The organism is Mesorhizobium sp. M0618 (genome assembly GCF_040320765.1).
Lineage (GTDB): Bacteria > Pseudomonadota > Alphaproteobacteria > Rhizobiales > Rhizobiaceae > Mesorhizobium.
Genome location: NZ_JAMYQH010000045.1, coordinates 20,078 through 45,172, shown reverse-complemented (window position 1 = coordinate 45,172; position 25,095 = coordinate 20,078). Strand labels below are relative to the sequence as shown.

23 protein-coding genes are annotated in these 25,095 nt (G+C 64.1%); 14 read left to right on the top strand and 9 right to left on the bottom strand.

The genetic code is table 11. The features are described from left to right. The first annotated feature begins 568 nt into the window (after positions 1 to 568). The 9 genes from NKJ04_RS31275 to NKJ04_RS31235 all read left to right on the top strand — a co-directional run bounded on the left by NKJ04_RS31275 (position 569) and on the right by NKJ04_RS31235 (position 11,931). Positions 569 to 1,600 (top strand): substrate-binding domain-containing protein, encoded by a 1,032-nt coding sequence (locus NKJ04_RS31275; protein WP_013529471.1) that lies wholly within the window; start codon positions 569 to 571, stop codon positions 1,598 to 1,600. Between the two features lie 95 nt (positions 1,601 to 1,695). Beyond that, a complete protein-coding gene (locus NKJ04_RS31270) occupies positions 1,696 to 3,231 on the top strand; it encodes a sugar ABC transporter ATP-binding protein (protein ID WP_352679546.1) in 1,536 nt (511 codons plus the stop codon). Between the two features lie 76 nt (positions 3,232 to 3,307). Further along, positions 3,308 to 4,231, top strand: coding sequence for an ABC transporter permease (locus NKJ04_RS31265; RefSeq protein ID WP_236383556.1), 924 nt, complete (start codon positions 3,308 to 3,310; stop codon positions 4,229 to 4,231). A 25-nt stretch (positions 4,232 to 4,256) separates the two neighbouring features. After that, entirely contained in the window at positions 4,257 to 5,237 is a 981-nt protein-coding gene (locus tag NKJ04_RS31260) for a sugar-binding transcriptional regulator (protein ID WP_023812425.1), read from the top strand. After that, positions 5,234 to 6,229: an aldo/keto reductase gene (locus NKJ04_RS31255; RefSeq protein WP_023812426.1), complete on the top strand. Its 996-nt coding sequence runs from the start codon at positions 5,234 to 5,236 to the stop codon at positions 6,227 to 6,229. The genes NKJ04_RS31260 and NKJ04_RS31255 overlap by 4 nt, the downstream gene beginning before the upstream one ends. Before the next feature lie 21 nt (positions 6,230 to 6,250). Further along, entirely contained in the window at positions 6,251 to 7,948 is a 1,698-nt protein-coding gene (locus NKJ04_RS31250) for a glycerol-3-phosphate dehydrogenase/oxidase (RefSeq protein WP_352679543.1), read from the top strand. Beyond that, positions 7,939 to 8,781: a class I fructose-bisphosphate aldolase gene (locus NKJ04_RS31245; protein ID WP_023812428.1), complete on the top strand. Its 843-nt coding sequence runs from the start codon at positions 7,939 to 7,941 to the stop codon at positions 8,779 to 8,781. Before NKJ04_RS31250 ends, NKJ04_RS31245 begins: the two co-directional genes overlap by 10 nt. A gap of 22 nt (positions 8,782 to 8,803) precedes the next feature. Continuing rightward, positions 8,804 to 10,318 carry an FGGY-family carbohydrate kinase gene (locus NKJ04_RS31240; RefSeq protein WP_352679540.1) on the top strand — a complete coding sequence of 505 codons (1,515 nt, stop codon included), beginning with the start codon at positions 8,804 to 8,806 and terminating at the stop codon, positions 10,316 to 10,318. Next, a complete protein-coding gene (locus NKJ04_RS31235; protein WP_352679537.1) occupies positions 10,315 to 11,931 on the top strand; it encodes a GMC family oxidoreductase in 1,617 nt (538 codons plus the stop codon). The genes NKJ04_RS31240 and NKJ04_RS31235 overlap by 4 nt, the downstream gene beginning before the upstream one ends. 12 nt (positions 11,932 to 11,943) lie before the next feature. Here the strand turns inward: NKJ04_RS31235 and NKJ04_RS31230 are convergent, their stop codons facing one another. Continuing rightward, positions 11,944 to 12,861: a LysR family transcriptional regulator gene (locus tag NKJ04_RS31230; protein WP_352440802.1), complete on the bottom strand. Its 918-nt coding sequence runs from the start codon at positions 12,859 to 12,861 to the stop codon at positions 11,944 to 11,946. Positions 12,862 to 12,992: 131 nt separating this feature from the next. On the opposite strand from NKJ04_RS31230, the gene NKJ04_RS31225 reads away from it, so the two are divergent. Together NKJ04_RS31225 and NKJ04_RS31220 are read left to right on the top strand one after the other, a co-directional pair. Next, positions 12,993 to 13,631 (top strand): DsbA family protein, encoded by a 639-nt coding sequence (locus NKJ04_RS31225; protein WP_352440803.1) that lies wholly within the window; start codon positions 12,993 to 12,995, stop codon positions 13,629 to 13,631. A gap of 35 nt (positions 13,632 to 13,666) precedes the next feature. Further along, entirely contained in the window at positions 13,667 to 14,278 is a 612-nt protein-coding gene (locus NKJ04_RS31220) for an NAD(P)-dependent oxidoreductase (protein ID WP_352440804.1), read from the top strand. A 171-nt stretch (positions 14,279 to 14,449) separates the two neighbouring features. Here NKJ04_RS31220 and NKJ04_RS31215 read toward each other — a convergent pair whose 3' ends face one another. The 5 genes from NKJ04_RS31215 to NKJ04_RS31195 form a co-directional block, all read right to left on the bottom strand. After that, positions 14,450 to 15,226: an ABC transporter ATP-binding protein gene (locus tag NKJ04_RS31215; RefSeq protein ID WP_352440805.1), complete on the bottom strand. Its 777-nt coding sequence runs from the start codon at positions 15,224 to 15,226 to the stop codon at positions 14,450 to 14,452. Beyond that, complete coding sequence (locus NKJ04_RS31210; RefSeq protein WP_352440806.1) at positions 15,223 to 16,227, bottom strand: ABC transporter ATP-binding protein; 1,005 nt, start codon at positions 16,225 to 16,227, stop codon at positions 15,223 to 15,225. The genes NKJ04_RS31215 and NKJ04_RS31210 overlap by 4 nt, the downstream gene beginning before the upstream one ends. Further along, positions 16,224 to 17,054, bottom strand: a complete 831-nt coding sequence (locus NKJ04_RS31205) for an ABC transporter permease (RefSeq protein WP_352440807.1) — start codon at positions 17,052 to 17,054, stop codon at positions 16,224 to 16,226. The genes NKJ04_RS31210 and NKJ04_RS31205 overlap by 4 nt, the downstream gene beginning before the upstream one ends. After that, entirely contained in the window at positions 17,051 to 18,037 is a 987-nt protein-coding gene (locus tag NKJ04_RS31200; RefSeq protein WP_352440808.1) for an ABC transporter permease, read from the bottom strand. Before NKJ04_RS31200 ends, NKJ04_RS31205 begins: the two co-directional genes overlap by 4 nt. A gap of 264 nt (positions 18,038 to 18,301) precedes the next feature. Then, on the bottom strand, positions 18,302 to 19,912 hold the full coding sequence (locus tag NKJ04_RS31195) for an ABC transporter substrate-binding protein (protein WP_352440809.1): 1,611 nt from the start codon (positions 19,910 to 19,912) through the stop codon (positions 18,302 to 18,304). Here NKJ04_RS31195 and NKJ04_RS31190 point away from each other — a divergent pair. Both NKJ04_RS31190 and NKJ04_RS31185 read left to right on the top strand, forming a co-directional pair. Continuing rightward, the gene (locus NKJ04_RS31190; protein ID WP_352440810.1) at positions 19,911 to 20,129 is read left to right on the top strand and encodes a hypothetical protein; all 219 of its coding nucleotides are present in this window, start codon (positions 19,911 to 19,913) and stop codon (positions 20,127 to 20,129) included. The two genes, NKJ04_RS31195 and NKJ04_RS31190, sit on opposite strands and share 2 nt — an antisense overlap. 153 nt (positions 20,130 to 20,282) lie before the next feature. Next, positions 20,283 to 21,473 (top strand): M24 family metallopeptidase, encoded by a 1,191-nt coding sequence (locus tag NKJ04_RS31185; protein WP_352440811.1) that lies wholly within the window; start codon positions 20,283 to 20,285, stop codon positions 21,471 to 21,473. A 130-nt stretch (positions 21,474 to 21,603) separates the two neighbouring features. Here the strand turns inward: NKJ04_RS31185 and NKJ04_RS31180 are convergent, their stop codons facing one another. The 3 genes from NKJ04_RS31180 to NKJ04_RS31170 are packed head-to-tail and all read right to left on the bottom strand — an operon-like array spanning position 21,604 to position 24,100. Continuing rightward, positions 21,604 to 22,020: a cupin domain-containing protein gene (locus NKJ04_RS31180; RefSeq protein WP_352440812.1), complete on the bottom strand. Its 417-nt coding sequence runs from the start codon at positions 22,018 to 22,020 to the stop codon at positions 21,604 to 21,606. Between the two features lie 6 nt (positions 22,021 to 22,026). Further along, positions 22,027 to 22,890, bottom strand: coding sequence for a phosphoenolpyruvate hydrolase family protein (locus NKJ04_RS31175; protein WP_352440813.1), 864 nt, complete (start codon positions 22,888 to 22,890; stop codon positions 22,027 to 22,029). 13 nt (positions 22,891 to 22,903) lie between these two features. Beyond that, positions 22,904 to 24,100, bottom strand: a complete 1,197-nt coding sequence (locus NKJ04_RS31170) for a Tm-1-like ATP-binding domain-containing protein (RefSeq protein WP_352440814.1) — start codon at positions 24,098 to 24,100, stop codon at positions 22,904 to 22,906. 111 nt (positions 24,101 to 24,211) lie between these two features. Here NKJ04_RS31170 and NKJ04_RS31165 point away from each other — a divergent pair, with 111 nt between their 5' ends. Beyond that, a complete protein-coding gene (locus NKJ04_RS31165; RefSeq protein WP_352440815.1) occupies positions 24,212 to 24,907 on the top strand; it encodes a TetR/AcrR family transcriptional regulator in 696 nt (231 codons plus the stop codon). Positions 24,908 to 25,095 lie beyond the last annotated feature (188 nt).

The following is a 25,095-nucleotide window of genomic DNA, read 5'->3' as shown; positions in this document are numbered from 1 at the left end:
ACCCAATCCCGTCCCCCGCAAACCAATCTGCACCAAACAACAGTCCCCCAGGCACCAGCCAGCGGGCCGTTCGCATTCGGGGGACTGCCGAAGCTTCTCGGAATACGCCGGATGGTCCGAAGGCTGCCGTAAGCCGACGCAGCAGCAGACTTCTTGGCTAAGCGACATGGAGAGCGTCACGCCGCGCCCGGAATAGATGCTATCAAAGACAAGATCGTGGCTTCACGCGATAAAGACGCGGCCGGCGGGAGGGCACCACGCGAGCTCCTGGGTGCCGATACTCTAACCACACTCTCCGCGGTTCGCGGCCAAAGGCCGGAAAGGCCCTGCCTAGCCCGTACGGCACCTTGGCGGCCCGCGACCAGCTTCGTCGATCGGAGCGTATAGGTCCCCGAAGGAGGTCGTGAAATATATTTCAATATGTGAATTATATTGACAACATGTGCCGAGGCTGTAATGTCCCGATCGTCGGCTTTCGGAGGAAGGTCGGCATCATCAAATCCATACGGCAGCGCTCGCTGAGCGTCTGCGACGGTCATTGAGGATGGCTTCGGCCAAGGGAGGAAACTTGCGCAAATTTCTGAGCACGCTCGCAATCGCGGCGGCTGCATCGACCTGCTTTGGGTCGATGCAGGTACGCGCCGAAACCCCCAACCCGTTCAAATGCGAGCCGGGTGAAAAATACGTCATGAACGTCATGGTCTCGGGCGTCGAATACTGGTTCCCGGTCTATGAAATGTTCAAGCAGGCCGGCCAGCAGTTCGGCTGCGAGACCGCCTATACGGGTACGCCGGAATACGACGTCAACAAGCAGATCGCGACCTTCGACCAGGCGCTGGCGCAGAAGCCTGCCGGCATACTGGTACACCCGATGAATTCCGATCCGTTCATCGAGCCGATCAATCGCGCCATCGAACAGGGCACCGCGGTGGTGACCTTCGCCGCCGACTCGCCGAATTCCAAGCGCGTCTCCTACATCACTTCCGACAACAATGCCGAAGGCACCTATGCCGCCGACGCCGTTGCCAAGGCGATGGACGGCAAGGGCGAATATGCGGTGCTGGAGAATCCCGGTCAGGACAACCACGACAAGCGCGTCAACGCGTTCGTTGCCCGCATGGAAGCCAAATGGCCTGACATGAAGCTCGTGGGCCGCGCCGCTTCGAACCAGGATCCGACTAAGGCCTATCAGGCGGTTCTGAGCCTGGCGCAGGCGCATCCTGATCTTGGCGCCGTGTTTATGCCGGAGGCCAACTCGGCCATCGGCGCTGCCCAGGCCGCCAAGGAAGGCGGTGGCAAGATCCGTGTCATGCTCGCCGACGTTAATGCCAAGATCCTCGACATGATCAAGGCCGGCGAGATTTTCGGCTCGGTCAATCCAAACCAGGGCATGCAGGGCTATATGGGCTTCATGCTGTTGTGGATGGCCAAGCATCCCGGCCTGATCGACCCGATGAACGACGCCAAGCGTTCCGGCTTCAACCCGATGAGCGTGCCCTTCGTCGACAATGGCTTCTCCATCGTCTCCAAGGACAATGCGGACGACTTCTACTGGGACAAGTACCTCAAGCGTCGCGGCACCAAGGGCATCGAGGAATAGTCTCGATCTCGCCGCCCGGCCTCGGCATGGCCGGATTAACCGGGAAGGAGGCTTCGGCCTCCTTCCTCCCCGCAGGTTCATTGCAGGAGCACGGCGTGACCCAGGCGCCTATTCTTGAAATCCGTGGCCTGTCCAAGGCGTTCGGCCCGGTCAAGGCGCTGAGCGACGTACGGTTCGAGCTGCGGCGCGGCGAAATCCATGCACTGTGCGGAGAGAACGGCGCCGGCAAGTCGACGCTGATGAACATGATCGCCGGTGTATTGCAGCCCGACGAGGGCGACATCCTGATCGATGGTGAGCGTGTTTCGATCCACTCGCCCGCGGCCGCCCAACGCCTCGGCATTGCGCTTGTCCACCAGGAAATCGCGCTGTGTCAGGACGCCACCGTTGCCGAAAACATCTACATGGCCGCGATCAACAGCCGGCGCGCGCCGCTGATGAATTTCCAGAAGCTCTACGCCGACGCCCAGAAAGTGATGGATCTTCTCGCACCCATTCCGGTGCGTACCAGGGTCGCCGACCTCTCCATTTCCAACCAGCAGCTTGTCGAGATCGCCAAGGCGCTGACGCTCGACTGCAAGGTGCTGATGCTTGATGAGCCGACCGCGGCGCTGACCGAAAGCGAAGCGCAGCGCCTGTTCTCGATCGTGCGCGGGCTCAAGGAACGTGGCATTTCGGTGGTCTATATCAGCCACCGCATGGCCGAGATATTCTCGCTCTGCGACCGCGTCACCGTCTTCCGCGACGGCCGCTACGTGGCGACCGATCAGGTCGCCGCCGTCTCACCGGACGATGTCGTGCGCAAGATGGTGGGCCGCGAAATCACCCAGCTCTATCCCGACAAGCTGGCGCCGCAAGAGCTTGGGCGTCTGCTCCTCTCGGTCAAGGGGCTTTCCGATGGGCGCCGCTTCGCCGACGTCGATCTGCAGCTTCGCGCCGGCGAAATCCTGGGCATAGGCGGCCTGATCGGCGCCGGCCGCAGCGAGATCGCACAGACGGTCTGCGGCCTCAGGCCAATGACCTCTGGAACCGTCGCGCTCGACGGAAAGCAGCTCCGGCTACGCGGCTATGGCGATGCGGTCAAGGCGGGACTGGTCTATCTCTCTGAGGATCGCAAAGGCTCCGGCGTATTCCTCGATCTGCCGATCGCGGCGAACATCTCCGCGCTCGACCTTGGCCGGCTCACCGGGCGCCTCGGCCTGCTCGACCGCAAGGCCGAGGATCGTCAGGCGAGGGAACTGACCGGCAGGCTTGGCGTGCGCATGGCCGGCATCGAGGCCGCCGTCTCGACGCTGAGCGGTGGCAACCAGCAGAAGGTTGCCATCGCCAGGCAGCTGTCCGTCAGTCCCAAGGTCATCATCATGGACGAGCCGACGCGCGGGATCGATGTCGGCGCCAAGGTCGAGATCCACCGGCTGCTGCGCCAGCTTGCCGGCAGCGGTGTCGGCGTCATCGTTATCTCGTCGGAACTGCCGGAGCTGATCGGTTTGTGTGACCGCGTTCTCGTGGTGCGCGAAGGCAGGATCGCCGGCGAACTCACCGCCGACGACCTCGGCGAGGAAGCCATCATCATGCTCGCCTCTGGCGTTCAGGATAGTTCAAATCAAAGGCAGGCCCAGAATGTCGCCTAGGGAATCAGGAGAAGCGCTCGTGCACGCCGAGATCAAGGCCGCCGGGCGGCGCATCAATCTCGCTCAGCTCGCCTCGATGCGCGAGGCCGGGCTGATCGTCATCATCCTGGCGCTGTGCATCGCCATGAGCTTCGCCTCGCCGCACTTCCTGACATGGGGCAATTTCCGCGCCATGCTGATGAGCTTCTCCATCGAAGGGATCGTCGTCGTCGGCATGACGATCCTGCTCATCGTCGGCGGCATCGACCTTTCCGTCGGCTCGGTCGTATGTTTCTCGATGGTGGTCTCGGGTGCGCTGTTCCTCGCCGGTCTCGACCCCTGGACGGCAAGCCTGATCGGCATCGGCGTCAGCGCGCTGATCGGCGCGGCGATGGGCTTCTTCGTGACCGTGATAGGCCTCAATCATTTCATCACGTCGCTGGCGGCCATGGTCATCGTGCGGGGCATGTGCCTGGTGGTCACCAAGGGCACGCCGCTGTCGCTGTTCACCCTGCCGCCGGCCTTCAAGGCCATCGGCCAGGGCAGTTTCAACAACATCCCCTATGTCATCCTGATCTTCATCGTCGTGGTGGCCATCTTCGACTTCCTGCTGCGTCGCGCCACGGCCTTCCGCAAGGTTTTCTACACCGGCTCCAACGAGAAGGCCGCGCAGTTCTCCGGCATCAGGACCAATCAGGTGAAGTTCTGGGTCACGGTGCTGTGCTCGACCCTCGCTGGACTGGCCGGTGTGATCTACATGGCGCGCTTTGGCGCGGCGACGCCGACCTTCGGCGCCGGCATGGAGCTCAACATCATCGCCGCGGCCGTCATCGGCGGCGCCTCGCTGAATGGCGGCTCGGGCACCATCTTCGGAGCGATCCTCGGCATGGCGTTGCTGTCGGTGGTGACGAGCTCGCTTATCCTGCTCGATGTCTCGGTCTATTGGCAGGACATGATCAAGGGATGCATCCTGCTGGCGGCGGTGTCGATCGATCACTTCCTGCACCGCAAGAAGTCCTGAACCTCAAAGGCGGCGAAGCAAGACCATGGCCCCTCCCAACACCCGCGACGACATCGCCGCTGTTCGTCAGATGCACCAGGCGCTTGTCCTGCATTATATCGAAGGCAAGACCCAGGCCGAGATCGCCGGGGAACTCGGCCTCTCGCACGCGACGGTCAACCGGCTGATCAAGCGCGGCCACCAGCTCGGCCTCGTCGAGATCAAGATCAAGTCGCCGATCGACCATCTGGTCGACCTGGAAGCGCGGCTGGTTGCGCTGGGCGGCATCGAGCGGGCGATGGTGGTGCCGTCGGTTTCCGAAAATCCGCACACGGCCCTGCAGCGGGTCGGCGAGGCGGCGGCTGGGCTGCTGCTCGACACCATCAAGGACGGCGACACGATCTCGATCACCGGCGGCAAGGGCGTCAGCGCGCTGGTCGCCGGTCTCAAGCCGGGGCGCCGATACGACGTCGAGATCATTCCCGCAACCGGCCTGGTGCAGGGCAAGCACTATACCGACGTCAACCACGTCGCCTCGCTGATGGCCGACAAGCTCGGCGGCCGCGCTTACCAGATCCATGCGCCGCTGTTTGCCGACACCGCGCAGCAGCGCGAAATGCTGATGGGCATCAGCTCCGTCGCCGACGTGTTTCGCAAGGCGCGCGAGGCGGATGTCGCGGTGGTGGGTGTCGGCTCCATCCTGACCGACGATTCCAGCTACTACGACCTGCATCCGTCCTCGAATGCCGATCGCCAGGCGATCGAGAAGTCCGGGGCGACAGGCGAGCTGCTCGCTCATCTCATCGACCGCCAGGGCAAGCTTTGCAACTACTCGCTCAACCGTTCGCTGGTCTCGTTGACGCTTGACGAGTTCGCGACCATCCCGCGCTCGATCGGCATTGCAAGCGGCCCCAGCAAGGTCGCGCCGATCCTCGCCGCCCTGCGCGGCAACCATCTCGACACCATCGTCACGGACGAGGCCACGGGGCTCCAGATCCTCGAGCTGGCCGAACAGGAGGTAGCATGAATTCTCGACAGATCCAGCGGCAGATCGGCAAGTCCGGCATATCGGCGTCGGCTGTAGGCCTGGGCACCTGGGCGATTGGCGGGTGGATGTGGGGCGGCACCGACGAGAAGGAGTCGGTCAAGGCGATCGAAGCCTCGATCGATGCCGGCCTCAGCCTGATCGACACAGCGCCGGCCTACGGTCTTGGCCGCAGCGAGGCGATCGTCGGCACCGCCATCAAGGGCAAGCGCGACAAAGTGGTGATCGCGACCAAATGCGGGTTGAACTGGCATTCGGGCAAGGGCGGCCATTTCTTCGATCAGGACGACAAGCCTGTGCATCGCTATCTCGGCGCCGATGGCATCGCCTATGAGGTCGAGCAGAGCCTGCGGCGTCTGGGCACCGACTACATCGACCTCTACATCACCCATTGGCAGGATCCGACGACCCCGATCGCCGAGACGATGGCGGCGCTGGAAAAGCTCAAGGCGGCCGGCAAGATCCGCGCCATTGGCGCCAGCAACATCAGCGCCGAGGATCTTGGCCAGTATATCGATGCCGGCCAGCTCGATGCGATCCAGGAGCGCTATTCGATGATCGACCGCGACATCGAGAGCAGCCTGCTGCCGATCACCCGCCGCCATGACATTGCCACCCTCAGCTACTCGTCGCTGGGGTTGGGGCTACTTACCGGCACGGTCGACCCTGAGCGCACATTCGGCGGCGACGACCAACGCAAGGACAACCCACGCTTCTCCACGGCCAACCGGCAGAAGGTCGCAAAGCTGAAAGAGGCAATCGCCCCGATCGCGGAAAGCCACCAGGCGTCGATGGCGCAGATCGTCATCGCCTGGACGCTCGCCCAGCCGGGCATCACCTTCGCCCTGTGCGGCGCACGCAATCCTGAGCAGGCGCTCGACAATGCACGGGCCGGGGAGATCACGCTTGCCGCAAGCGAGCTTGCGGCAATCGACGCCGCGGCAGCCGCACATCTCACCGCGATGGATGCCTGAGAAAAAAAGGCAACAGCCCCGATGAAGCGTAGTCATACAATCGCCGGTCTGCGCGACCGGCCGGACATTGCCGTGCTCGTCATTGGTGGCGGCATCAACGGCATCAGCGTCTTTCGCGAACTGGCCTTGCAAGGGGTCGATGTCGTGCTGGCGGAAAAGGGCGACTATTGCAGTGGTGCCAGTGCCGCCCTGTCGCGCATGGTGCATGGCGGCCTGCGCTACCTCGAAAACGGCGAATTCAAACTGGTGCGCGAATCGCTGCTCGAACGCGACCGGCTGCTGAGGAATGCGCCGCACTATGTGGCCCCATTGCCGACGACGGTGCCGATCTTTGATATGTTTTCCGGCCTCGCCAACGGTGCGGTGCGTTTCCTGGGGCTGACGCGGCGGCCCAGCCGGCGCGGGGCGCTGGTCATCAAAGCCGGGCTTGCCATGTATGACCTTTTCACCGCTGCACGGCGTTTGATGCCGACGCACCGGTTCAGGGGCCGCGCCGAAACCCTGAAGACATGGCCGGCGATCAACCCGGCGATCCGCAATTCGGCGACCTATTACGACGCCTGGGTGAGCCGGCCCGAGCGCCTCGGCCTGGAGATGCTGCTGGACGCCACGACGAGCGGGGCGAACGCGCGCGCCCTGAACTACGCTCAGGCGTCGTCGACCGGCGACGGCCTTGTCATCACCGACACGCTGACCGGCGAAAAGTTGCCGGTGCGGGCGCAACTGGTCATCAACGCCACCGGTGGCTGGATCGACCTGACCAACAAGGCCATCGGGGCGACGGCGCAGACGATGATGGGCGGTACCAAGGGCTCGCATCTGATCGTCGACAACAGCGAACTGTTCGACGCACTCGGCGGCCACATGGTCTATTACGAAAACGAGGACGGTCGCATCTGCATCCTGTTTCCCTATCTGGGCAAGGTGCTGATTGGCTCGACCGACATCCGGGTCGATGATCCAGACCTAGTCCGTTGCGAGGAGGACGAGCAGCGCTACATCCTGCAGTCGCTCGCTTTCGTCTTTCCCTCGATCAAGGTTACCGAAAACCAGATCGTGTTCCGCTTCGCCGGCGTGCGTCCTTTGCCGGCCAGCGAGGACAGTTTTACGAGCCGCATACCGCGCGATCATTTTTGCGAGTTCGTGGAAGCGAGCGGGCATCTGCCGGCGACGTTGTGCATGATCGGCGGCAAGTGGACCACCTTCCGTTCGTTTGGAGCGCTGGCCGCCGACATGGCGCTGAAGCGGCTCGGCCTCGCGCGCAGCCAGGGAACGCAGGACATGGCCATCGGTGGCGGCCGCGATTTTCCCACCGATCCGGACGCCTGGTACGCGTCATTCGCTGCCGAGCATGGCCTGCCGGTCGATCGCGCGCACACACTTCTGCAACGCTATGGCACGTCGGCCAGGGATTTCGTTTCGCACCCGGCGGGCGAACAGATGCTGCCGCGGTCGGACTATTCGGCAAGCGAGATAGGGCGCATCATCGAGCGCGAGCAGGTCGAGTGCCTCGCCGACCTGTTCCTGCGCCGCACCACCATCGCCATTTCGGGCGGTCTCAGCTTCGACCTCGTCAATGCCGTTCTCGACATGCTGGCGGCGCACAAGGGCTGGAGCGCCAGCGAGGCCGCCATTGAGCGCTCGACCTTCCTCACCTTGCTGGCCTACCGGCACGGCATCGATCTCCAGACGCATCAAAGGAGCGCCCTATGCGCGTAAACAAGAAAGTCCGCATGAACCGTCTGTTCGGCGGCGGCCGCTGTCTCGACGTCGCCATCGATCACGGCGTCTGCAACGAGCCGAGTTTCCTTGCCGGGCTGGAAGACATGGCCAGCGTCGTCAACCAACTGGTCAAGGCCGGCCCCGACGCCATCCAGATGAACTACGGCCAGGCCGACCTGCTGCAGGCCGTGCCTGGCAAGGACAAGCCGGCGCTGGTGATGCGCATCGACATGGGCAATCCCTACAACAGGATACGCCACCGAGCGATGTGGGCGGTGCTGCAGAACGAAGCCGAGCCCTTGCTTGGCGCCATCGAGATGGATGCGGCTTGCGTCGTGGTCAATCTGTTCATGCTGCCCGACGAGCCGGACCTGTTCCGGCAATGCGTGCAGAACATCGCCCGCGTGCGCGCCGATTGCGAGAAATACGGCCTGCCGCTGATGATCGAGCCGCTGGCCATGCTGCCGGTCGCAGAGCATGGCGGCTACATGGTCGACGGCGATGCCGAAAAGATCGTCACCTTGACCCGGCTTGCCCGCGAGATGGGTGCCGATATCGTCAAGGCCGATCCGACCACCGATCCCAACGACTTCCACCGCGTCGTCGAGGCGGCGCGCTGCCCGGTGCTGGTGCGCGGCGGCGGCAAGGAGGATCTGCGTGCCGTGTTCGACAAGTCGGCTGCCTTGATGGCACAGGGTGCGCTTGGCATGGTCTATGGCCGCAACATCTACCAGCATGCCAACCCGAGCGCCGTCGTGCGCGGGCTGATGGCGATCATTCATGACGATGCCAATGGCGGCGTGGCCTGGGATCTGTACAACCAGGCATAGGCTGCGGCCTCGGGAGGCGTCAATGGCAAGCTACATCCTCGGCCTCGATGCCGGCAACACCGTCATCAAGGCCATCCTCTTCGACTTGTCCGGCCGCGAGCTGGCATTCGCCGCCCGTGACGGCCGCTCGTCCATGCCAAAGCCCGGACATGTCGAACGCGACCTCGACGAACTCTGGCGCAACGCGGTTTCGGTCATCGGCCAATGCATCGCTGAAGCCGGTATCGACGCCCGCGAGATCGTTGCCATCGGCTGCGCCGGTCATGGCAACGGGCTCTACGCGCTCGATCGCGAGGGTGCGCCGTTGATCGGCATCCAGTCGCTCGATACACGCGCGGTCGACATCGTCGCCGAATGGGCAAAAGAGAATGTCGGCGACCGCACCTATGCACATTGCCTGCAACGGCCGTGGGCGGCGCAGACGCCGACCCTGCTAGCCTGGCTCAAGCGCTTTTCGCCGGCTTTGTTTGCCAGCATCGGAACTGTGTTCCTGTGCAAGGATTTCGTCGTCAACCGCCTGACCGGTGCGCGCAGCAGCGATACTTCAGATATGTCGGGCTGCGGCCTGCTGCAGATGCGGGACCGTCGCTACGAGCCGGACCTGCTTGCCGCCTATGGGCTCGGCGATTGCGTGGACCTGCTGCCGCCAGTGCTGGAATCGGCCGACATTGCCGGCCATGTGGGCGCGGAGGTGGCGGCCCTGACTGGACTGCGCATCGGCACGCCGGTCGTCGCCGGGCTATTCGATGTCGTCGCCAGCGCGGTCGGTTCGGGCGTGACCAGAACCGGCGCCGCCTCGGTTATCGCTGGAACCTGGAGCATCAACCAGATCATCACCGACGAACCGATCCGCGACCCTTCGATCTTCATGCTGTCGACTTTCGATCGCCAGCGCTATCTGGCGATCGAATCCAGCGCGACCTCGGCCGCCAATCTCGAATGGATCGTTCGCGAATTCCTCGAACATGGCGGCGAAGCCGGCAAGTCGCCGTTCGAATTGTGCAGCGAACTGGTGGCGTCAGTCGATCCCAACAGCGACATCCCGATCTATCATCCCTTCCTCTACGGCTCGCAGCAGAATGGCCATGCGCGCGCCGGGTTCTACGGCATCGCCGGCTGGCACAGCCGGGCCCATCTGCTGCGTGCGCTGTTCGAGGGCGTCGCCTTCGAGCACAAGCGCCATGTCGAGACCTTGCACAAAGCGGGCGCCGATTTCGACCAGGTGGTGCTGTCGGGCGGGGGCTCGCGCAGCAGCGTGTGGCCGCAGATATTCGCCGATGTGCTCGGCGTGCCCGTCACCGTGGCGCGCAGCCGCGAAACCGGCGCCCTGGGAGCGGCGATCGCGGCGGGCACCGGCGTCGGCATCTTCGCGGATTACAATGCCGGTGCCGCCGCCATGACAGCGGCGGCCCGACATTTTGTACCCAACGAGACGGTTGCTCACGCATACGCACGGCGGTATCGACTGTACGGCGAGATCAACCAGGCGATGACCCCGATGTGGGAGCGCATCGCCGGACAGCAGGCGCGCACGTGACCGAGGCTCCACCGTCCCCGTTCGGCAATTACGATTACGTCATCGTCGGCGCCGGTTCCGCCGGCTGCGTGCTCGCCAACCGGCTTTCGGCCGATCCGCGCAACAATGTGCTGCTGCTCGAGGCTGGCGGCAGTGACCGTTATCACTGGGTCGATATCCCGATCGGCTACCTCTTCTGCATGGGCAATCCGCGCACCGACTGGATGATGAAGACCGAGCCGGAAGCCGGTCTCAATGGACGCAGCCTCAACTATCCGCGCGGCAAGGTGCTCGGCGGCTGTTCATCGATCAACGGCATGATCTACATGCGAGGCCAGGCTGCCGACTATGATGGTTGGCGGCAGGCCGGCAATGCCGGCTGGGGCTGGGACGACGTGTTGCCCTATTTCCTCAAATCGGAAGACTATCACGGCGGCAAGAGTGCCATGCACGGCGGTGGCGGCGAGTGGCGGGTCGAACGGCAGCGGCTGTCGTGGCCGATCCTCGACGCCTTTCGGGACGCTGCCGAGGAACTCGGCATTCCGCGCACCGAAGACTTCAACACCGGCACCAATGAAGGCTCGGGTTATTTCGAGGTCAACCAAAGGAAGGGCGTGCGCTGGAACACGTCGAAGGCGTTTTTGCGCGGCATCGCGGGGCGCAAGAACCTGCGCGTGGTGCTCGGCGCGGAGACCGAACGGCTCGAATTCGACGGCCGGCGCGTCACCGGACTGGTTTTCCGCCAAGGCGGCCGCCTACACCAGATCCGCGCTGGACAGACGATCCTTGCGGCCGGTGCCATCAACTCGCCGAAGCTGCTCGAACTGTCGGGGGTGGGCCGCCCCGACCTGCTTTCGAGCATCGGCCTGGATGTTCGTCATGCCTTGCCGGGCGTTGGAGAAAACCTGCAGGACCATTTGCAGATTCGCACCGTCTTCAAGGTCGCCAACACCGCCACGCTCAACCAGCGCTACCACAATCTGGTCAGCCGTGCGTCGATGGGGCTGGAATACGCGCTCAAGCGCAGCGGGCCACTGTCGATGGCGCCGAGCCAGCTCGGCATCTTCGCCAGGAGCGATCCACGCCTCGCAACGCCCGATCTCGAATATCACGTGCAGCCGCTGAGCACCAACCGTCTGGGCGAGCCGCTGCATCGCTTTCCCGCGGTCACCGTCTCGGTCTGCAATCTGCGCCCCGAAAGCCGGGGCAGCGTGCACATGGGTTCAGCCGATGTGCGGGAGGCGGCGAAGATCCGCCCGAACTATCTTTCCACCGAGGGGGACCGCAGCGTGGCCGTCGCGTCGTTGCGCCATGTCCGCAGTCTGATGAAGGCAAAAGCGGTGGCGCGCTTTGCGCCGGAAGAGATGCTGCCCGGCACGCAGTATGACAGCGACGAAGAGCTCATCCGCAAGGCCGGCGATATCGGCACGACGATTTTCCACCCCGTCGGCACCTGCAAGATGGGTTCGGATACGATGGCGGTGGTCGACGAGGCCCTGCGTGTTCACGGGCTTGGCGGGCTGCGCGTGGTCGATGCCTCGATCATGCCGACAATCGTCTCGGGCAACACCAACTCGCCGGTCGTCATGATCGCGGAAAAGGCAGCCGAGATGATCCTGCAAGAGGCCCGCTGACCGCCATCGGCTTCAGGCCGCGGCAACACCGCGCGATCGCCGTCTCTCGGCCGCCGCGAGCAGATCGACGAAGGTGCGCACCTTGGCGGGCCGGAACCTGGCCGGCGGAAAGACCGCGTGGATGCCGCCTGACGGCAGGCTCCAGTCGGCAAACACCGGCACCAGTCGCCCCTCGGCGATATCGTCGCTGACGCTGTAGTCCGGAAAGACGCCGAGCCCGATGCCGGCGAGCACACAAGCCAGGGCGGCGGGGCTCTTGTCGCACATGACGACCGGATTGAGTTCGGTCAGCACCGTTTCGCCGTCCCTGGAAAACAGCCATTGGCCGATGCCGCGCAACTGGGTGTTGCCGACCCAGGCCAGCGATCTTGCCTGGCGCGGCGTCACGTCGGGCGGCAGGCTCGCCGCGAAGCCAGGGCTCGCCACCACGATCTGCCGGATCGTCCCCAGGCGCCGCGCCTGGTTCGAGGAATCGGTGAGCCAGCCGACGCGGATGCCGAGATCGATCTGCTCGTCCACCAGATTGCTGACGGCGTCGTCGAAGATCGCCTCGACGCGCATATGCGGATAGGTTCTGAGATAGGCCGCCATGACCGGAGCCACCATCTTGGTGCCGTAGTCGAGTGGCGCCGTGAGCCTCAGCGTTCCGCTCGGTTCGACGGCTCCGCGCGAGATTTCGCCATAGGCCGCCTCCGCTTCGCGCAGGATGATCATCGCGCGGTCATAAAAGAGGCGACCCTCTTCGGTCGGCGTGACACGCCGGGTCGTGCGCTGCAGCAGCGTTGCGCCCAGCTCCTCTTCGAGCTTGCCGATCTGATGGCTGACCACGGCCTTGGCGACGCCAAGCCGGTCGGCCGCGGCAGTGAACGAGCCGGTTTCCATCACCGTGGTGAAATAAGCCAGCCGATTGAGGTTCAGAAGTTCGGCCAAGCTGGCTGCCCTTTGTATGATCAGATCAGACAGTTTGTATAATTGGGCGCCATTTATCGCAAGGCCGCCGTCTGCCACATACGAGCGACGGCCTCGATGAGTCCGGTGGCCGGACAGGAATGGCAGCGACTATGAGCAATTCAGAAGTGACCTATCTTTTCGATCCGCTCTGCGGCTGGTGCTATGGCGCCACCCCGATGCTCGACCGGTTGCCGGCCGCCGGCCTGAACGTCGAACTGCTGCCGACCGGCCTGTTCTCCGGCGCCGGCGCGCGTCCGATGGATGAAGGTTTTGCCGCCCATGCCTGGGCGAACGACCAGCGCATCGAGCGCCTGACCGGACAAGTGTTCACACCGGCCTACCGGCACAATGTCCTTGGCGTCCGCGGAACCCTGCTCGACTCGCATGCCGCCACGCTCGGTATCAGTGCCGCCGGCCTGGAAGATCCCAGCCGCCGGCTTGCCGCGCTGAAGACGATCCAGCGGGCGCGCTACGTGGATGGACGCGATGTCGTGACGATCGGCGGTGTGGCCGAGGTGCTCGCCGCCGCCGGCATGGCGGACGCCGCCGAGATGCTCAAGGCGCCGACCGAAACATTGCTGACGGCCTACCGCGAGATGGTCGGCCGCGGCCGCGCGCTGTTACAGCGCCTGCATGCCGATGGCGTGCCTTCGCTGGCGGTCATCCGCAACGATGCGCCCCGGCTCATCGGTTCGAACGCACTATTCGGCAGCTTCGACAATCTCGTCGCCCATATCGCGGCGGCGTGATCCCCAGCAAATCTTCAACAAGGGAACTGAAAGACATGGCAAAAGTCGCTCTCATTGGTGCATCCGGCGCAGTTGGTTCGCGCCTTCTCAAAGAACTCTCCGATCGCGGCCACACCGTCACCGGCATTGCGCGCAACCCGGAAAAGATCGCGGCGCTGCCACGCGTGACGGCCAGGAAGGGCGACGTCTTCGACGAGCAGGGTCTTGCCGATCTGATCCGCGGCCATGATGTGGTGATCAGCACGGTGCATTTTCTGGACAGCGACGCCGACACGCTGATTGCCGCTGTGCGGGCCTCCGGCGTGAAGCGCTATCTCGTCGTCGGCGGCGCCGGCAGTCTCGAAGCCGCACCGGGCAAGCGGCTGGTCGATAGCCCCGACTTCCCGGCGATCTACAAGGCAGAAGCGCAGAAGGGCGCCGACTTTCTCGACAGATTGAAGACGGTCAGCGACCTCGATTGGACGTTCCTGTCGCCATCCGCGATGTTCGTGCCGGGCGAGCGCACCGGCAAATTCCGCCTCGGCAAGGACACGCTTCTCGCCTCCGACAAGGGGAGCAGCATTTCCTTCGAGGACTACGCGATCGTCATGGTCGATGAGATCGAGAAGCCGGCCCACATCAGGCAGCGCTTCACCGTCGGCTATTGAGCGAACGGGTGGTGGCGGCCGGAACTCAATCGAGGCCGGCCGACGCCAGCCGCATCAAGATTTCGCGGGCGGCGACGCCCCGGTAGGTCATCGGTGCCGACGCCGTCCCGTCTCGGTGCCTTGGGCAAAGCAAATGCTGGGCTGTCATGCCTGCGATCTCACTTTTCGGGATCATGGTCCGGCCCGGTTCAATCTTGGCGCGGCCGCCACCAGCGCCTTGCCGATGGCTGATTGCGGCGCGCCGATGACGGTTTGGGCATCGCCGTTTTCGGCAATTCGGCCGGCGTCGAGAAGGATGACGCGGTGGGCGACCGACCTGATGACGCCGAGATCATGTGAAATGAAGAGATAGGCGATCTTTTCCTGGCGTTGCAGGTCGAGCAAAAGCTCGAGGATCTCCCCGCGCACGGAGACGTCAAGCGCCGACACCGCCTCGTCGAGCACGATCAGCGACGGCTTCGTGACGATGGCGCGGGCAATGGCGACACGCTGCCGCTGGCCGCCGGAGATTTCATGAATGGCGCGCGGCGCGAGATTAGCCGTCAGCCCGACGCGCTCCAGCAACGCGGCGATGCGGCGCGGGCGCTCGGCGCGGGAGGCGATGCCATGGATGCGCAAGGGATCGTCGAGCACACGCGCCACCGTGGCGCGAGGGTTGAAGGCGGCCAATGGATCCTGGAACACCATTTGCAGGCGTGCGCGGCGTGCTCGCAGCGCGGCGCCGCTCAAGGCCAGGAAATCGTCGCTTTCGAATTCGATGCGTCCGTCGTCCGGCTCGATCAATCGCAGCACCAACCGCGCGATCGTCGACTTGCCGCTGCCCGAAGGTCCGGCCAACGCCAGCGTCTCACCGGGGTCGATGTGAAAGGAGACATCGTCGACGGCAGCGATGGTCTTGCCGCCGCGACGGTAGCGCTTGGTGAGGTTGGACACCGCCAGCAGGCTCATGCGTGGAGCCTGGCTCGGTTCAGCAACGGCCTGGTGTCGAGGCCTATATGGGCGTCGAGCAATGCACGCGTATAGGGCTGGGCCGGGGCGCCGACAATCTGCGCCGTCATGCCAAGCTCGACCAACTGGCCATGACGGAAAACGGCGATGCGCTCGGCAAGCTCGGCCGCCAGCGCGATGTCATGGCTGATGAACAGCAGCGTCATGCCGTCCTCGTTCACCAGTCGTCTGATCAAGGCGACGATCTCGGCCTGCACGATGGTATCGAGCGCGCTGGTCGCTTCGTCGGCGATCAGCAACTTCGGACCGGCCGCAATGGCGGCGGCGATCGCCACACGCTGCTTCTGGCCGCCGGAGAGCTGATGCGGGAAGGCGCGCAAGGCCGAGTCCGGATCTGGCAGGCGGACGCGCTCGAGCAGGCTTTTGGCCCTGGCATAGGACTGGGACCAGGTGAGGCCGAGATGCGTGCGCGCCACTTCGGCGATTTGCTTGCCGATGGTCATCACCGGATCGAGGCTGGCGGACGGGTCCTGGAAGACGAAGCCGATGTCGCGGCCGAGGCGGGGGATTTTGTTGAGTTCGGGTTTGAAAGGCTGGCGTTCCGTCACACCCCCCTCTGTCCTGCCGGACATCTCCCCCGCAAGGGGGGAGATCAGCAGCTTCGCCGACCGCTCCCCTTCCGCGACATTGGTGATTGGCGAAGGCAGAGGTGAGAGCGTAATCTCCCCCCTTGCGGGGGAGATGTCCGGCAGGACAGAGGGGGGTGCCTTGGCGCCCGATGAGGACAAAAACCAATCGATGCGACCTCCAACCTTGGCAGAAGCCGGCAGCAGCCCGGCAATGGCCAGTGCCAGCGTGCTCTTGCCCGAGCCGCTTTCGCCGATGATGGCGAGGCGTTCGCCAGCGGCGATGTCGAGGCTGACGCTCTTCAGTGCCGCCACCTCGCTGCCGTCGCGGCGGTAGGTCACCGTCAGGTCGCGGATCGTAGCCAGGGCGGTCACGAAAGGCCTCTCCTGACTGCCGTCGTCTCGACGATGCCTTCACCAGCGAGATAGACGCCGAGCACGGTCAGAACCAACGCTATGCCCGGGACGATCGACAGGAAGGGCGCGGTGCGCAGCACGGCGCGGCCTTCTGCTATCATGCCGCCCCAGGTGACCCGGTTGGGGTCGCCCAAGCCGAGGAAAGACAAGGCCGCTTCGGTGAGGATCGCGGCGGCGACGATCACCGACGACATCGCCAGCACCGGTGGCAAGGCGTTGGGCAGCACCTCGCGAAAGGCGATCGCCAGCGGGTGCATGCCGATGACCCTGGCCCCGGCGACATAATCGCGTTCGCGAATGGAGAGGACTTCAGCGCGGGCTACTCTAGCCGGTCCGGTCCAGGTGCCGAGAGCGATGGCAATCACGACGACGCCGAGCGACGGTCCGACGACGCTGACGAAGGCCAGCGCCAACAGGAAGCTCGGCACGGTCTGAAAGGCGTCGGTGACGCGCATCAGCACCTCGTCGACGAGGCCGCCGGCAAAGCCGGCCAATGTGCCGACCACCGCGCCGACGACAAGTGCCGCCGCCGCGGCCGCGAGCCCGACGGCCAGCGACGTGCGGGCGCCATGAAAAAGCTCGGCCAGCACGTTGCGGCCAAGCCGGTCGGTGCCGAGCGGCAGCGACCAGTCCTGGAACGGCGGCAGCAGTGCGGGGCCGGCGATGGCTTGGGGATCGCCTGGGAACAGCAGCGACGCCGACAGCGCCATGGCAATCAGCGCCGCGAGGAGGATGGCACCGGCAACCGCCTCAGGCACGCGCAGAAAGCGGCGGAGCGGGCTCATGCGCGGGCCTCGCTCGCGCCGACGCGCGGATCGAGGAAGGCGTAGGCGATGTCGACGAGCAAATTGATAACGATGACCAGGACGGCGCTGGTGAGGATAATGCCGAGCAGAAGCGGGGTGTCGCGGGAGGCGACCGCCTCCTGCGCCAGCCGGCCGAGGCCGGGCACGGAAAAGACGCTCTCGATGACGACGCTGCCGCCGAGCATCTGCGCCGACTGCAGGCCGAGCATGGTGACCAGCGGCAGCAGCGCATTGCGGGCGACGTGGGCGAGCACGATGCGACGGCGTGACAACCCTTTGGCGCGTGCGGCCAGGACGAAATCCTGCCGCCAGACCTCGGCCATGCCGGCGCGCATCATGCGCAGATAGAGCGCCAGATAGATGAAGCCGAGGGCGGAAACGGGCAGGATAAGATGGACAGCGATGTCGGCGACGCGATCAAGGCCGGTCTTGTCAGAGGCCAACGTCTCGATGCCGCCGATCGGCAGCCAGCGCAGATCGACGGCAAAGACGACGATCAGCACCAGTCCGAGCCAGAACCCAGGCACGGCATAAAGCGCCAGCGAACCGATCAACAGGAAGCGATCGCGAAAACTGCCCGGCCGCGCGCCGGCATAGATGCCGAGTGCCGAGCCGAGCCCGAAGGAAAGCGCGGTGGCGCTGACCATCAACAGCAGCGTGTTGGGCAGGCGCTCGAGGATGACGTCGCGGATCGGCCGGGAGAAGGTCACCGACTGGCCGAGGTCGAGATGCAGCAGCGCCCAGAGGTAATTGGCGAGCCGCGTCAGCTCCGACTGGTCGAGACCCCAGCGATGACGCAACAGCTCGATCATGCCGGCGTCGCCGCCGGTCGAGACGATATAGGCGTCGACCGCGTCGCCGGGAGCTGCTTCGAGCAGCAGGAAGGTGCCTATGACGACGATCAGCAGCACGAAGATGCTGCCGACGAGGCGACGGCGGATGAGCGTGAGGGCGCGGGTCATGGGAAAAGGACGCCGGCCTGATCGTGAGAGGTGCGGTGTCTGGGCACCCCCCTCTGTCCTGCCGGACATCTCCCCCGCAAGGGGGGAGATTGGATGTCACCGACGGCTTCGCCAATTTTCGAGGTTGCATAATTGGCGGGGCGGACAAATAGCCGATCTCCCCCCTTGCGGGGGAGATGTCCGGCAGGACAGAGGGGGGTGTGAAGGAACTCGGCCTTCGGCCAAATTCCCCTTTTCTCGCGAACTTTCATCCGCGCAATTCTGTCACGATTCCAGATACGTGTCCGCCCAGTTCGACACCGCCCAGCGCGGGTTGTTTGCTATGTTGCCGACAGTGTCGCGCGCGACGCTGATAAAACTCCATTCGGCGACGTTGATCAGCGGCAGGTCGGTGGCCACCTCCTTCTGGAATTCCTTGTAGAGGTCGGTGCGGGCTGATGTGTCGAGCGTTTCTGATGCCTTGGCGATGAGCGCGTCGAGCGCGTCGTTCTTGTAGCCGCCCTGGTTGGAGAACGGCACGCCGTCCGGAATGCCGCTCTGCACCAGGATGGTGGTCGAGATCGCCGGGTCGCCGCGGAACACCGGCGGGCCGACCGCGAGGTCGAAGGCGTGGTCGGTGTAGACCGCCTTGATGTGCGCGGCCGAGTCGTTGTTGACCAGTTGGGCGTCGATGCCGATGGCGGCGAGCGCCTGGCGCAGATAGTCGCCGAACTGCTTGGTCTCGTTGAAATAGGGCGCAGGCAGCAGTTTTAGCGTGAAGCGCTTGCCGTCCGGACCTTTCTTGTAGCCGGCCTCGTCGAGCAGCGCGTTGGCCTTGGCGACGTCGAAGGCATAGGTCGGCACATCGGCGGTGTAGAATTGCGGATCGTTCTTCGGCACCGGACCGGTGGCCGTGGCGGCATAGCCGAGGAACACCGTCTTGACGACGAAATCCTTGTCGATGGCGTGCGCGATCGCCTGGCGCACTTTCAGGTCGGCCAGTTCCTTGCGGCGATGGTTGATCTCGACGACGAGCTGATAGGTCAGCCCTTCGTAACCCTTGGAGATCACCTTCAGGCCTGGCACCTTGGAGATGCGGTCGAGGTCGGCCAGCGGCACGGCGGAGAAGGCCGCCAGTTGGATCTCTTCAGCCTCCAGCGCGCTCGCCGCTGACGTGCGATCCGGCAGCACCTGATAGATGATCTCGTCGAGATAGGGCTCGTCCTTGCCCCAGTAGTCGGTGTTTTTGGTCAGCCGGTAATATTGGCCGGCCTTGTACTCGCCGAATTTGAACGGCCCGGTGCCGACGGGCGCGTTGTTGGCCGGGTTTTCCTCGATCTTGCCGACCTCGTAGATGTGCTTCGGCACCACGCTGCTCAGCGCCGGCAGCGCGTTGCGGATCAGCTGGAACGGCGTCGGCTTGGCGAATTTGAAGACGGCGGTGAGATCGTCAGGGGTGTCGACGTTGGCCAGATCCTTGAACACAGTGCGGCCGAGATTCTGCAGCGGCTTCCAGATCTGCAGCGCCGAAAAGGCGACGTCGGCCGAGGTGAACGGCTTGCCGTCATGCCATTTGACGCCGTCGCGCAGTTTGAACGTCGCCGAGAGCCCGTCGGCGGCACCTTCCCAGCTCAGCGCCAGCCGTGGCGCAAGCCCGTCCTTGCCGTCGAATGAGGCTTCGGCCAGCGTTTCGACGATCTTGCTGGAGATGAAGAACACGCCGTTGGAGGCGACGATCGCCGGGTTGAGGTTGCGCGGTTCGGAATCGGCGGCAAGCACCAGCCGCCCGCCCTTCTTCGGCGTCTGCGCCCAGCCCGATGTCGGCATGGCGGTGGAGGCCAGCAGCATTGCCGAGCCGGCAAGCATCGTGCGTCTGGAAATCGTGAAACCTGACATGATCGAACTCCGTCCTCTCCGCGACCCGGTCGGGTGCGCCAATACCCCTCGGACGCCGGCAAGCCCGCCAGCATCCCTTGCGGCGGTGATTATGAGCTTTGCCGAGGGTTTCGCCAGAGACGGAATTGGCGCATCCTCGCTTGGCTTTGAAATTTTCGTCCGCTGGACCAGTTTAGAGGGCGTGGCTCATTTGATCATTCTGGTAGGACCAGATTGATTGAATATGCGACGAATGACAACAAAGAGACATAGAGAGACGACATTTCATCTCTTTCTGGCTGGACCAGAACGGGCAAAATGGTGCAGATTTGACCACTGCCAAGGGATCGGGAGCGGAACAGCGGCGATCCGGCTATTCAGGGAGAGAGAGATGAACATTGCTCCGGGCAAGAATGCGGTCGGCAATATCCCGTTCGACCAGGCAAGGGTCGACCGGCTGATGGAGGACGCCGGCATCGATGTGCTGCTCGCCACCTCCAAGCACAACACGCAATACCTGCTGGGCGGCTACAAGTTCATCTTCTTCGCCGCCATGGATGCGATCGGCCACAGCCGGTATCTGCCGATCGTCGTGTACGAAAAGGGCGGGCCGGACCATGCCGCCTATATCGGCAACCGCATGGAAGGCGGCGAACATCAGAACAACCCGTTCTGGACGCCGACGCTGCACGCCGCCTGCTGGGGCACGCTCGACGCTGCCAATCTCGCCGTCGAACATCTGCAGAAGATCGGCAAGGCCGGCGCCCGCATCGGCATCGAGCCTGGCTTCCTGCCGTCGGATGCCTATACGCTGATCCGCAAGGCGTTGCCGGACGCCAGACTGATCGATGCGACCGATATGCTGGAGCGCATGCGCGCCATCAAGACCGATGCCGAACTGGAGAAGCTGCGCACGGCCTCCGAACTGATCACCGATTCCATGCTGGCGACCATTGCCTGGGCACGCGAAGGCACGACCAAGGCCGAGATCATCGAGCAGCTGCGGCGCGAGGAAACCAATCGCGGCATTCATTTCGAATATTGCCTGCTGACGCTGGGCTCCAGCCACAACCGCGCCGCTTCACCGCAGGCGTGGAAGCAAGGCGAGGTGCTGTCGATCGATTCAGGCGGCAATTATCACGGCTATATCGGCGACCTCTGCCGCATGGGCATCCTCGGCGAACTGGATGCCGAACTTAGAGATTTGCTGGCCGAGGTCGAGACGGTGCAGCAGGCGGCCTTCTCCAAGGTCAAAGCGGGCACGCTGGGCGGCGACATGATTTCCCATGCCGAGGGCGTGCTGAAGGCCTCGAAGGTCGCGCCCTACACGGATTTCTTCGCCCATGGCATGGGCCTGATCACACATGAGGCGCCGTTCCTGATGACCAACCACCCGGTGACCTATGAAGGCACCTATGCGGCCAAGCCGCTGGAGAAGAACATGGTGCTTTCGGTGGAGACAACCATGCTCCACCCGACGCGCGGCTTCATCAAGCTGGAGGACACGCTGGCGGTGACGGATGCTGGTTATGCGATGTTCGGTGATCGGGGCCGGGGGTGGAACAGGGGTGCGAGCGCCTAGCTGGTATTGAGGCTGCTGCCCCCTCACCCGGAGCCGGCGATAATGCTCGTCTCTTCTCCCCTCGGGGAGAAGGTGGCCGCGAAGCGGCCGGATGAGGGGGCCTCCCAGCAAACGCGGGACGGAGGAAAGATCACTGCCCCGCCGGAAGCAGCCTGAAGTCCGGTAATTCCCGCAAAACCAGTTCGGGCCCTGCCGGCGAATAGACGACGAAAAGCTGCATCGGCCCGTCGCCGGTGTTGAGCGTCGAATGAAAGCGGCTTTCCGGGACATAGATGGTGCAGCCGGGGCCGACTTTTGCGACTACAGGATTGCCCTGCTCGTCCTCGACCATCTGCTCGCCGTTGCCGGAGATGACGAAGATGATTTCCTCGGCACCGGGATGATTGTGGCGTGTGTGGCCCTTGCCGGACGGCAGGTCGACGACGCCGCCGGAAAAGCGGGTCGCGCCATTCACCTCGGGCGCCACGGTCAACGCCAGCCTACCCCAGTCGAAGGCGAAGGCGCTGACTTCCTCCGGGTACACGAACACTTTGCTTTTGTCGGTCATCTCTCATCATCCCTTCTTTTTCTTCGTGGTCTTCTCGCCACCAAACGTCACCGATTTGAAATCAGCGGTCTGTCTGGCGATCGCAGCTTCCGCCGGCAGCCGTTCCATCGAGCTTGCGCCATAGAAGCCGTGCAGGCCCTTGCAGCGGTCGAGAATGTAGCGGGCGTCGTCCGGCATAGAGATCGGGCCGCCATGGCAAAGCAGGATGACATCCTTGCGCACCGAGCGGGCTGCGTTGGCAATGGCGTCGATCTCGACAACGCAGTCGTCGAGCGACTTGGCCGACGTCGCGCCGATCGAACCGCCGGTCGTCACACCCATATGAGCGACGACGATGTCGGCGCCGGCTTTGGTCATGGCGCGCGCTTCGTCGGGATTAAAGACATAGGGTGTGGTCAAGAGGTCGAGCTTGTGCGCCTCAGCGATCATGTCGACCTCAAGCCCGAAGCCCATGCCGGTCTCCTCGAAACTCTGCCGCATACTGCCGTCGAACAGACCGATGGTTGGAAAGTTCTGCACGCCGGAAAAGCCCATGGTCTTCAGCTCGGCCAGCAGCAGCGGCATGATGATGAAGGGATCGGTGCCGTTGACGCCGGCCAGCACCGGCGTCTTCTTGACTACCGGCAGCACCTCGTAGGCCATTTCCTTGACGATCTCGTTGGCGTTGCCATAGGCGAGCAGGCCGGCGGCCGAGCCGCGCCCGGCCATCCGGTAGCGGCCGGAATTGTAGATGATGATGAGGTCGATGCCGCCGGCTTCCTCGGCTTTCGCCGACAGGCCGGTGCCGGCGCCGCCGCCGACGATCGGCACGCCCTTGTCGATCATTCCCCTGAATTTCTTCAATATGTCCTTGCGCGGTATGGCGGGCATTTTTTTAGATCTCTCACTGTCTGGCGATGTCGAGGAAGGCTGATGTTGCAGCCTTTGCGAATTCCGGGTCGTTGATGTGCAGCGGCAAGCGCGTCACGCGGCGCTTGCCGTTGGGTTCGATGGTGCGCTCGATGGCATCGAACAGAACGGCATCGGCTTCCGGGTCGAAGAAGGCGCCGCCTTCGATGTCGAGCGCCGAGACGCCTTTTTCCGGGATGAGAAAATGCACCGGCCCCCCGCAGCGGGCGAGCCTGGTGCCGATCCACTCGCCGATCGCACGGCATTCGTCCGCCGTGGTGCGCATCAGCGTGACATTGGGATTGTGTTCGTAGAACAGCCGATCGCGATGGTGCTCCGGGATGGTCGAAGGCGCCCAGAAGTTCACCATGTCGAGCGCGCCGACGGAGCCGACATAGGGCAGCCCCGTGCGAGCGATGGCGCCGAAACGATCGTCAGTCGCCGGCAGCACGCCGCCGAACAGCAGATCGCAGACTTCGGTCGTGGTGATGTCTACGACGCCGGACAGCAAGCCGCTGTCGGCCAGCTTTTCCATGCTGCGGCCGCCTGTGCCGGTGGCGTGGAAGACTATGCAGTCATATCTAGAACGGAGCTGGTCGGCGATGGCCGTCACGCAAGGCGTGGTGACGCCGAACATGGTGAGGCCGATCGACGGTCGGCCGTCTGGCGGCGGCGCCGGTCTGGCCGCCATGCCTGATATGGCTTGAGCCGCATTATGCAGCACGACACGGGAGAGCCGGTTCAGTCCGGCCATGTCTGTCACCGCCGGCATCATGATGATGTCGGAGACATCGACGTAGGGTGCGGTATCGCCGGAGGCGAGCGTCGAGACCATGATCTTGGGCAAGCCGAGCGGCAGGGCGCGCATGCCCGACGTGATGATCGATGTGCCGCCACCGCCGCCGATGCCGATCATGGCTGCGATGTCGTTGCGCGATTGGGCAAAGCGGGCGAAGGCGATGCCCATCGCGGCGACCGCGGCGCCACGATCATTGCCGCCGAGCACGGCGTCACGGCCGCCGGGATGATGGTCGGCGATTTCCCTCGCGCTGATATCGACAGGTATGGTTGCGCCGCGCGTTCCGACATCGACACGGCTAACGAGGGCGCCCGCAGCAGCGATCGCATCGGCCAGGAAGGCGAGTTCCTCGCCCTTGGTGTCCGCGGTACCCACCACATAGATACGCTTCATTGCGCTCCCCCAATCCTGGCAGGCGCGATGCCGCCTCCATCGCTCATTGCCCGGGCCGCTCGACGATGCGGACGCCATTGCAAATTTTTGAGACGCGCGTATCGTATTGGCATGAATGTCTCACGTCAACAATCCGCTGCGAGCGACGACGCTGAACGGGCAACTGGTCCAATGCCCGAACGTGGGCCGCGCGCGAGGACGAAACGGCTGATGCTGGAGACGGCAACAAGGCTGATGCAGGCGGGCGTCACGCCCTCGGTCAGCGAGGTCGCCGAGGCGGCCGAGGTTTCCCGCGCCACCGCCTATCGTTACTTCCCGAGCCAGTCGGCACTGGTGCAGGCCGTCGTCGACGAGGGGCTGGGGCCAATCCTCACCTGGCGATCGACCTCCGCCGATGCCGAGCGCCGGGTCGCCGAGCTGTTCGATACGGCCATGCCGCGCATCGAGGCCTTCGAAGCCACGTTCAAGGCAGCACTGAAGCTGTCGCTCGATCAATGGGCGCGGCGTCAGGCCGGCACGCTGGGCGGTGAGCCCGCCTTCACGCGCGGCCATCGCATCGACTTGCTGAAAGATGCGATCGCGCCGCTCAAGGGCCGTTTGCCGCCGCGCGACTTCCAGCGGCTGGCGCAGGCGCTGTCGCTTATCTTCGGTGTCGAGGTGCTGATCGTGCTCAAGGATATCTGGGGGCTGGAGAGCCGCCGGACGAGGGCGGTCGCACAGTGGGCGGCCGGGGCGCTGGTGCGTGCGGCAGTCGCGGAATCGGTCGATGAAGGAGGCAGCCTCGATCCGAAGGCAGTCATGAAATAGAGCCTAACTGGTTCGACCAGATTGGCATGCACACTACCGATCTTAGCCGTTGGGTGGAGTATCGGACAATACCCAATCATATCACTGAGTAGGAAAATCTTGGTAAAACAGGCAGATAAAGCGGGAATCCCATGGCAATGGCCATGTCAAGCTGCCAAGAAAGGGCTTGACGTGCATGCAAAATTGGT

Coding starts and splice junctions, on each gene's coding strand:
- NKJ04_RS31220 (WP_352440804.1), top strand. CDS start 13,667: ATGGCAAAAGTCGCTCTCATTGGTGCATCCGGCGCAGTTGGTTCGCGC.
- NKJ04_RS31260 (WP_023812425.1), top strand. CDS start 4,257: ATGGCCCCTCCCAACACCCGCGACGACATCGCCGCTGTTCGTCAGATG.
- NKJ04_RS31190 (WP_352440810.1), top strand. CDS start 19,911: ATGATCGAACTCCGTCCTCTCCGCGACCCGGTCGGGTGCGCCAATACC.
- NKJ04_RS31180 (WP_352440812.1), bottom strand. CDS start 22,020: ATGACCGACAAAAGCAAAGTGTTCGTGTACCCGGAGGAAGTCAGCGCC.
- NKJ04_RS31170 (WP_352440814.1), bottom strand. CDS start 24,100: ATGAAGCGTATCTATGTGGTGGGTACCGCGGACACCAAGGGCGAGGAA.
- NKJ04_RS31195 (WP_352440809.1), bottom strand. CDS start 19,912: ATGTCAGGTTTCACGATTTCCAGACGCACGATGCTTGCCGGCTCGGCA.
- NKJ04_RS31175 (WP_352440813.1), bottom strand. CDS start 22,890: ATGCCCGCCATACCGCGCAAGGACATATTGAAGAAATTCAGGGGAATG.
- NKJ04_RS31245 (WP_023812428.1), top strand. CDS start 7,939: ATGCGCGTAAACAAGAAAGTCCGCATGAACCGTCTGTTCGGCGGCGGC.
- NKJ04_RS31250 (WP_352679543.1), top strand. CDS start 6,251: ATGAAGCGTAGTCATACAATCGCCGGTCTGCGCGACCGGCCGGACATT.
- NKJ04_RS31205 (WP_352440807.1), bottom strand. CDS start 17,054: ATGAGCCCGCTCCGCCGCTTTCTGCGCGTGCCTGAGGCGGTTGCCGGT.
- NKJ04_RS31255 (WP_023812426.1), top strand. CDS start 5,234: ATGAATTCTCGACAGATCCAGCGGCAGATCGGCAAGTCCGGCATATCG.
- NKJ04_RS31240 (WP_352679540.1), top strand. CDS start 8,804: ATGGCAAGCTACATCCTCGGCCTCGATGCCGGCAACACCGTCATCAAG.
- NKJ04_RS31165 (WP_352440815.1), top strand. CDS start 24,212: ATGAATGTCTCACGTCAACAATCCGCTGCGAGCGACGACGCTGAACGG.
- NKJ04_RS31185 (WP_352440811.1), top strand. CDS start 20,283: ATGAACATTGCTCCGGGCAAGAATGCGGTCGGCAATATCCCGTTCGAC.
- NKJ04_RS31215 (WP_352440805.1), bottom strand. CDS start 15,226: ATGAGCCTGCTGGCGGTGTCCAACCTCACCAAGCGCTACCGTCGCGGC.
- NKJ04_RS31200 (WP_352440808.1), bottom strand. CDS start 18,037: ATGACCCGCGCCCTCACGCTCATCCGCCGTCGCCTCGTCGGCAGCATC.
- NKJ04_RS31265 (WP_236383556.1), top strand. CDS start 3,308: ATGCGCGAGGCCGGGCTGATCGTCATCATCCTGGCGCTGTGCATCGCC.
- NKJ04_RS31225 (WP_352440803.1), top strand. CDS start 12,993: ATGAGCAATTCAGAAGTGACCTATCTTTTCGATCCGCTCTGCGGCTGG.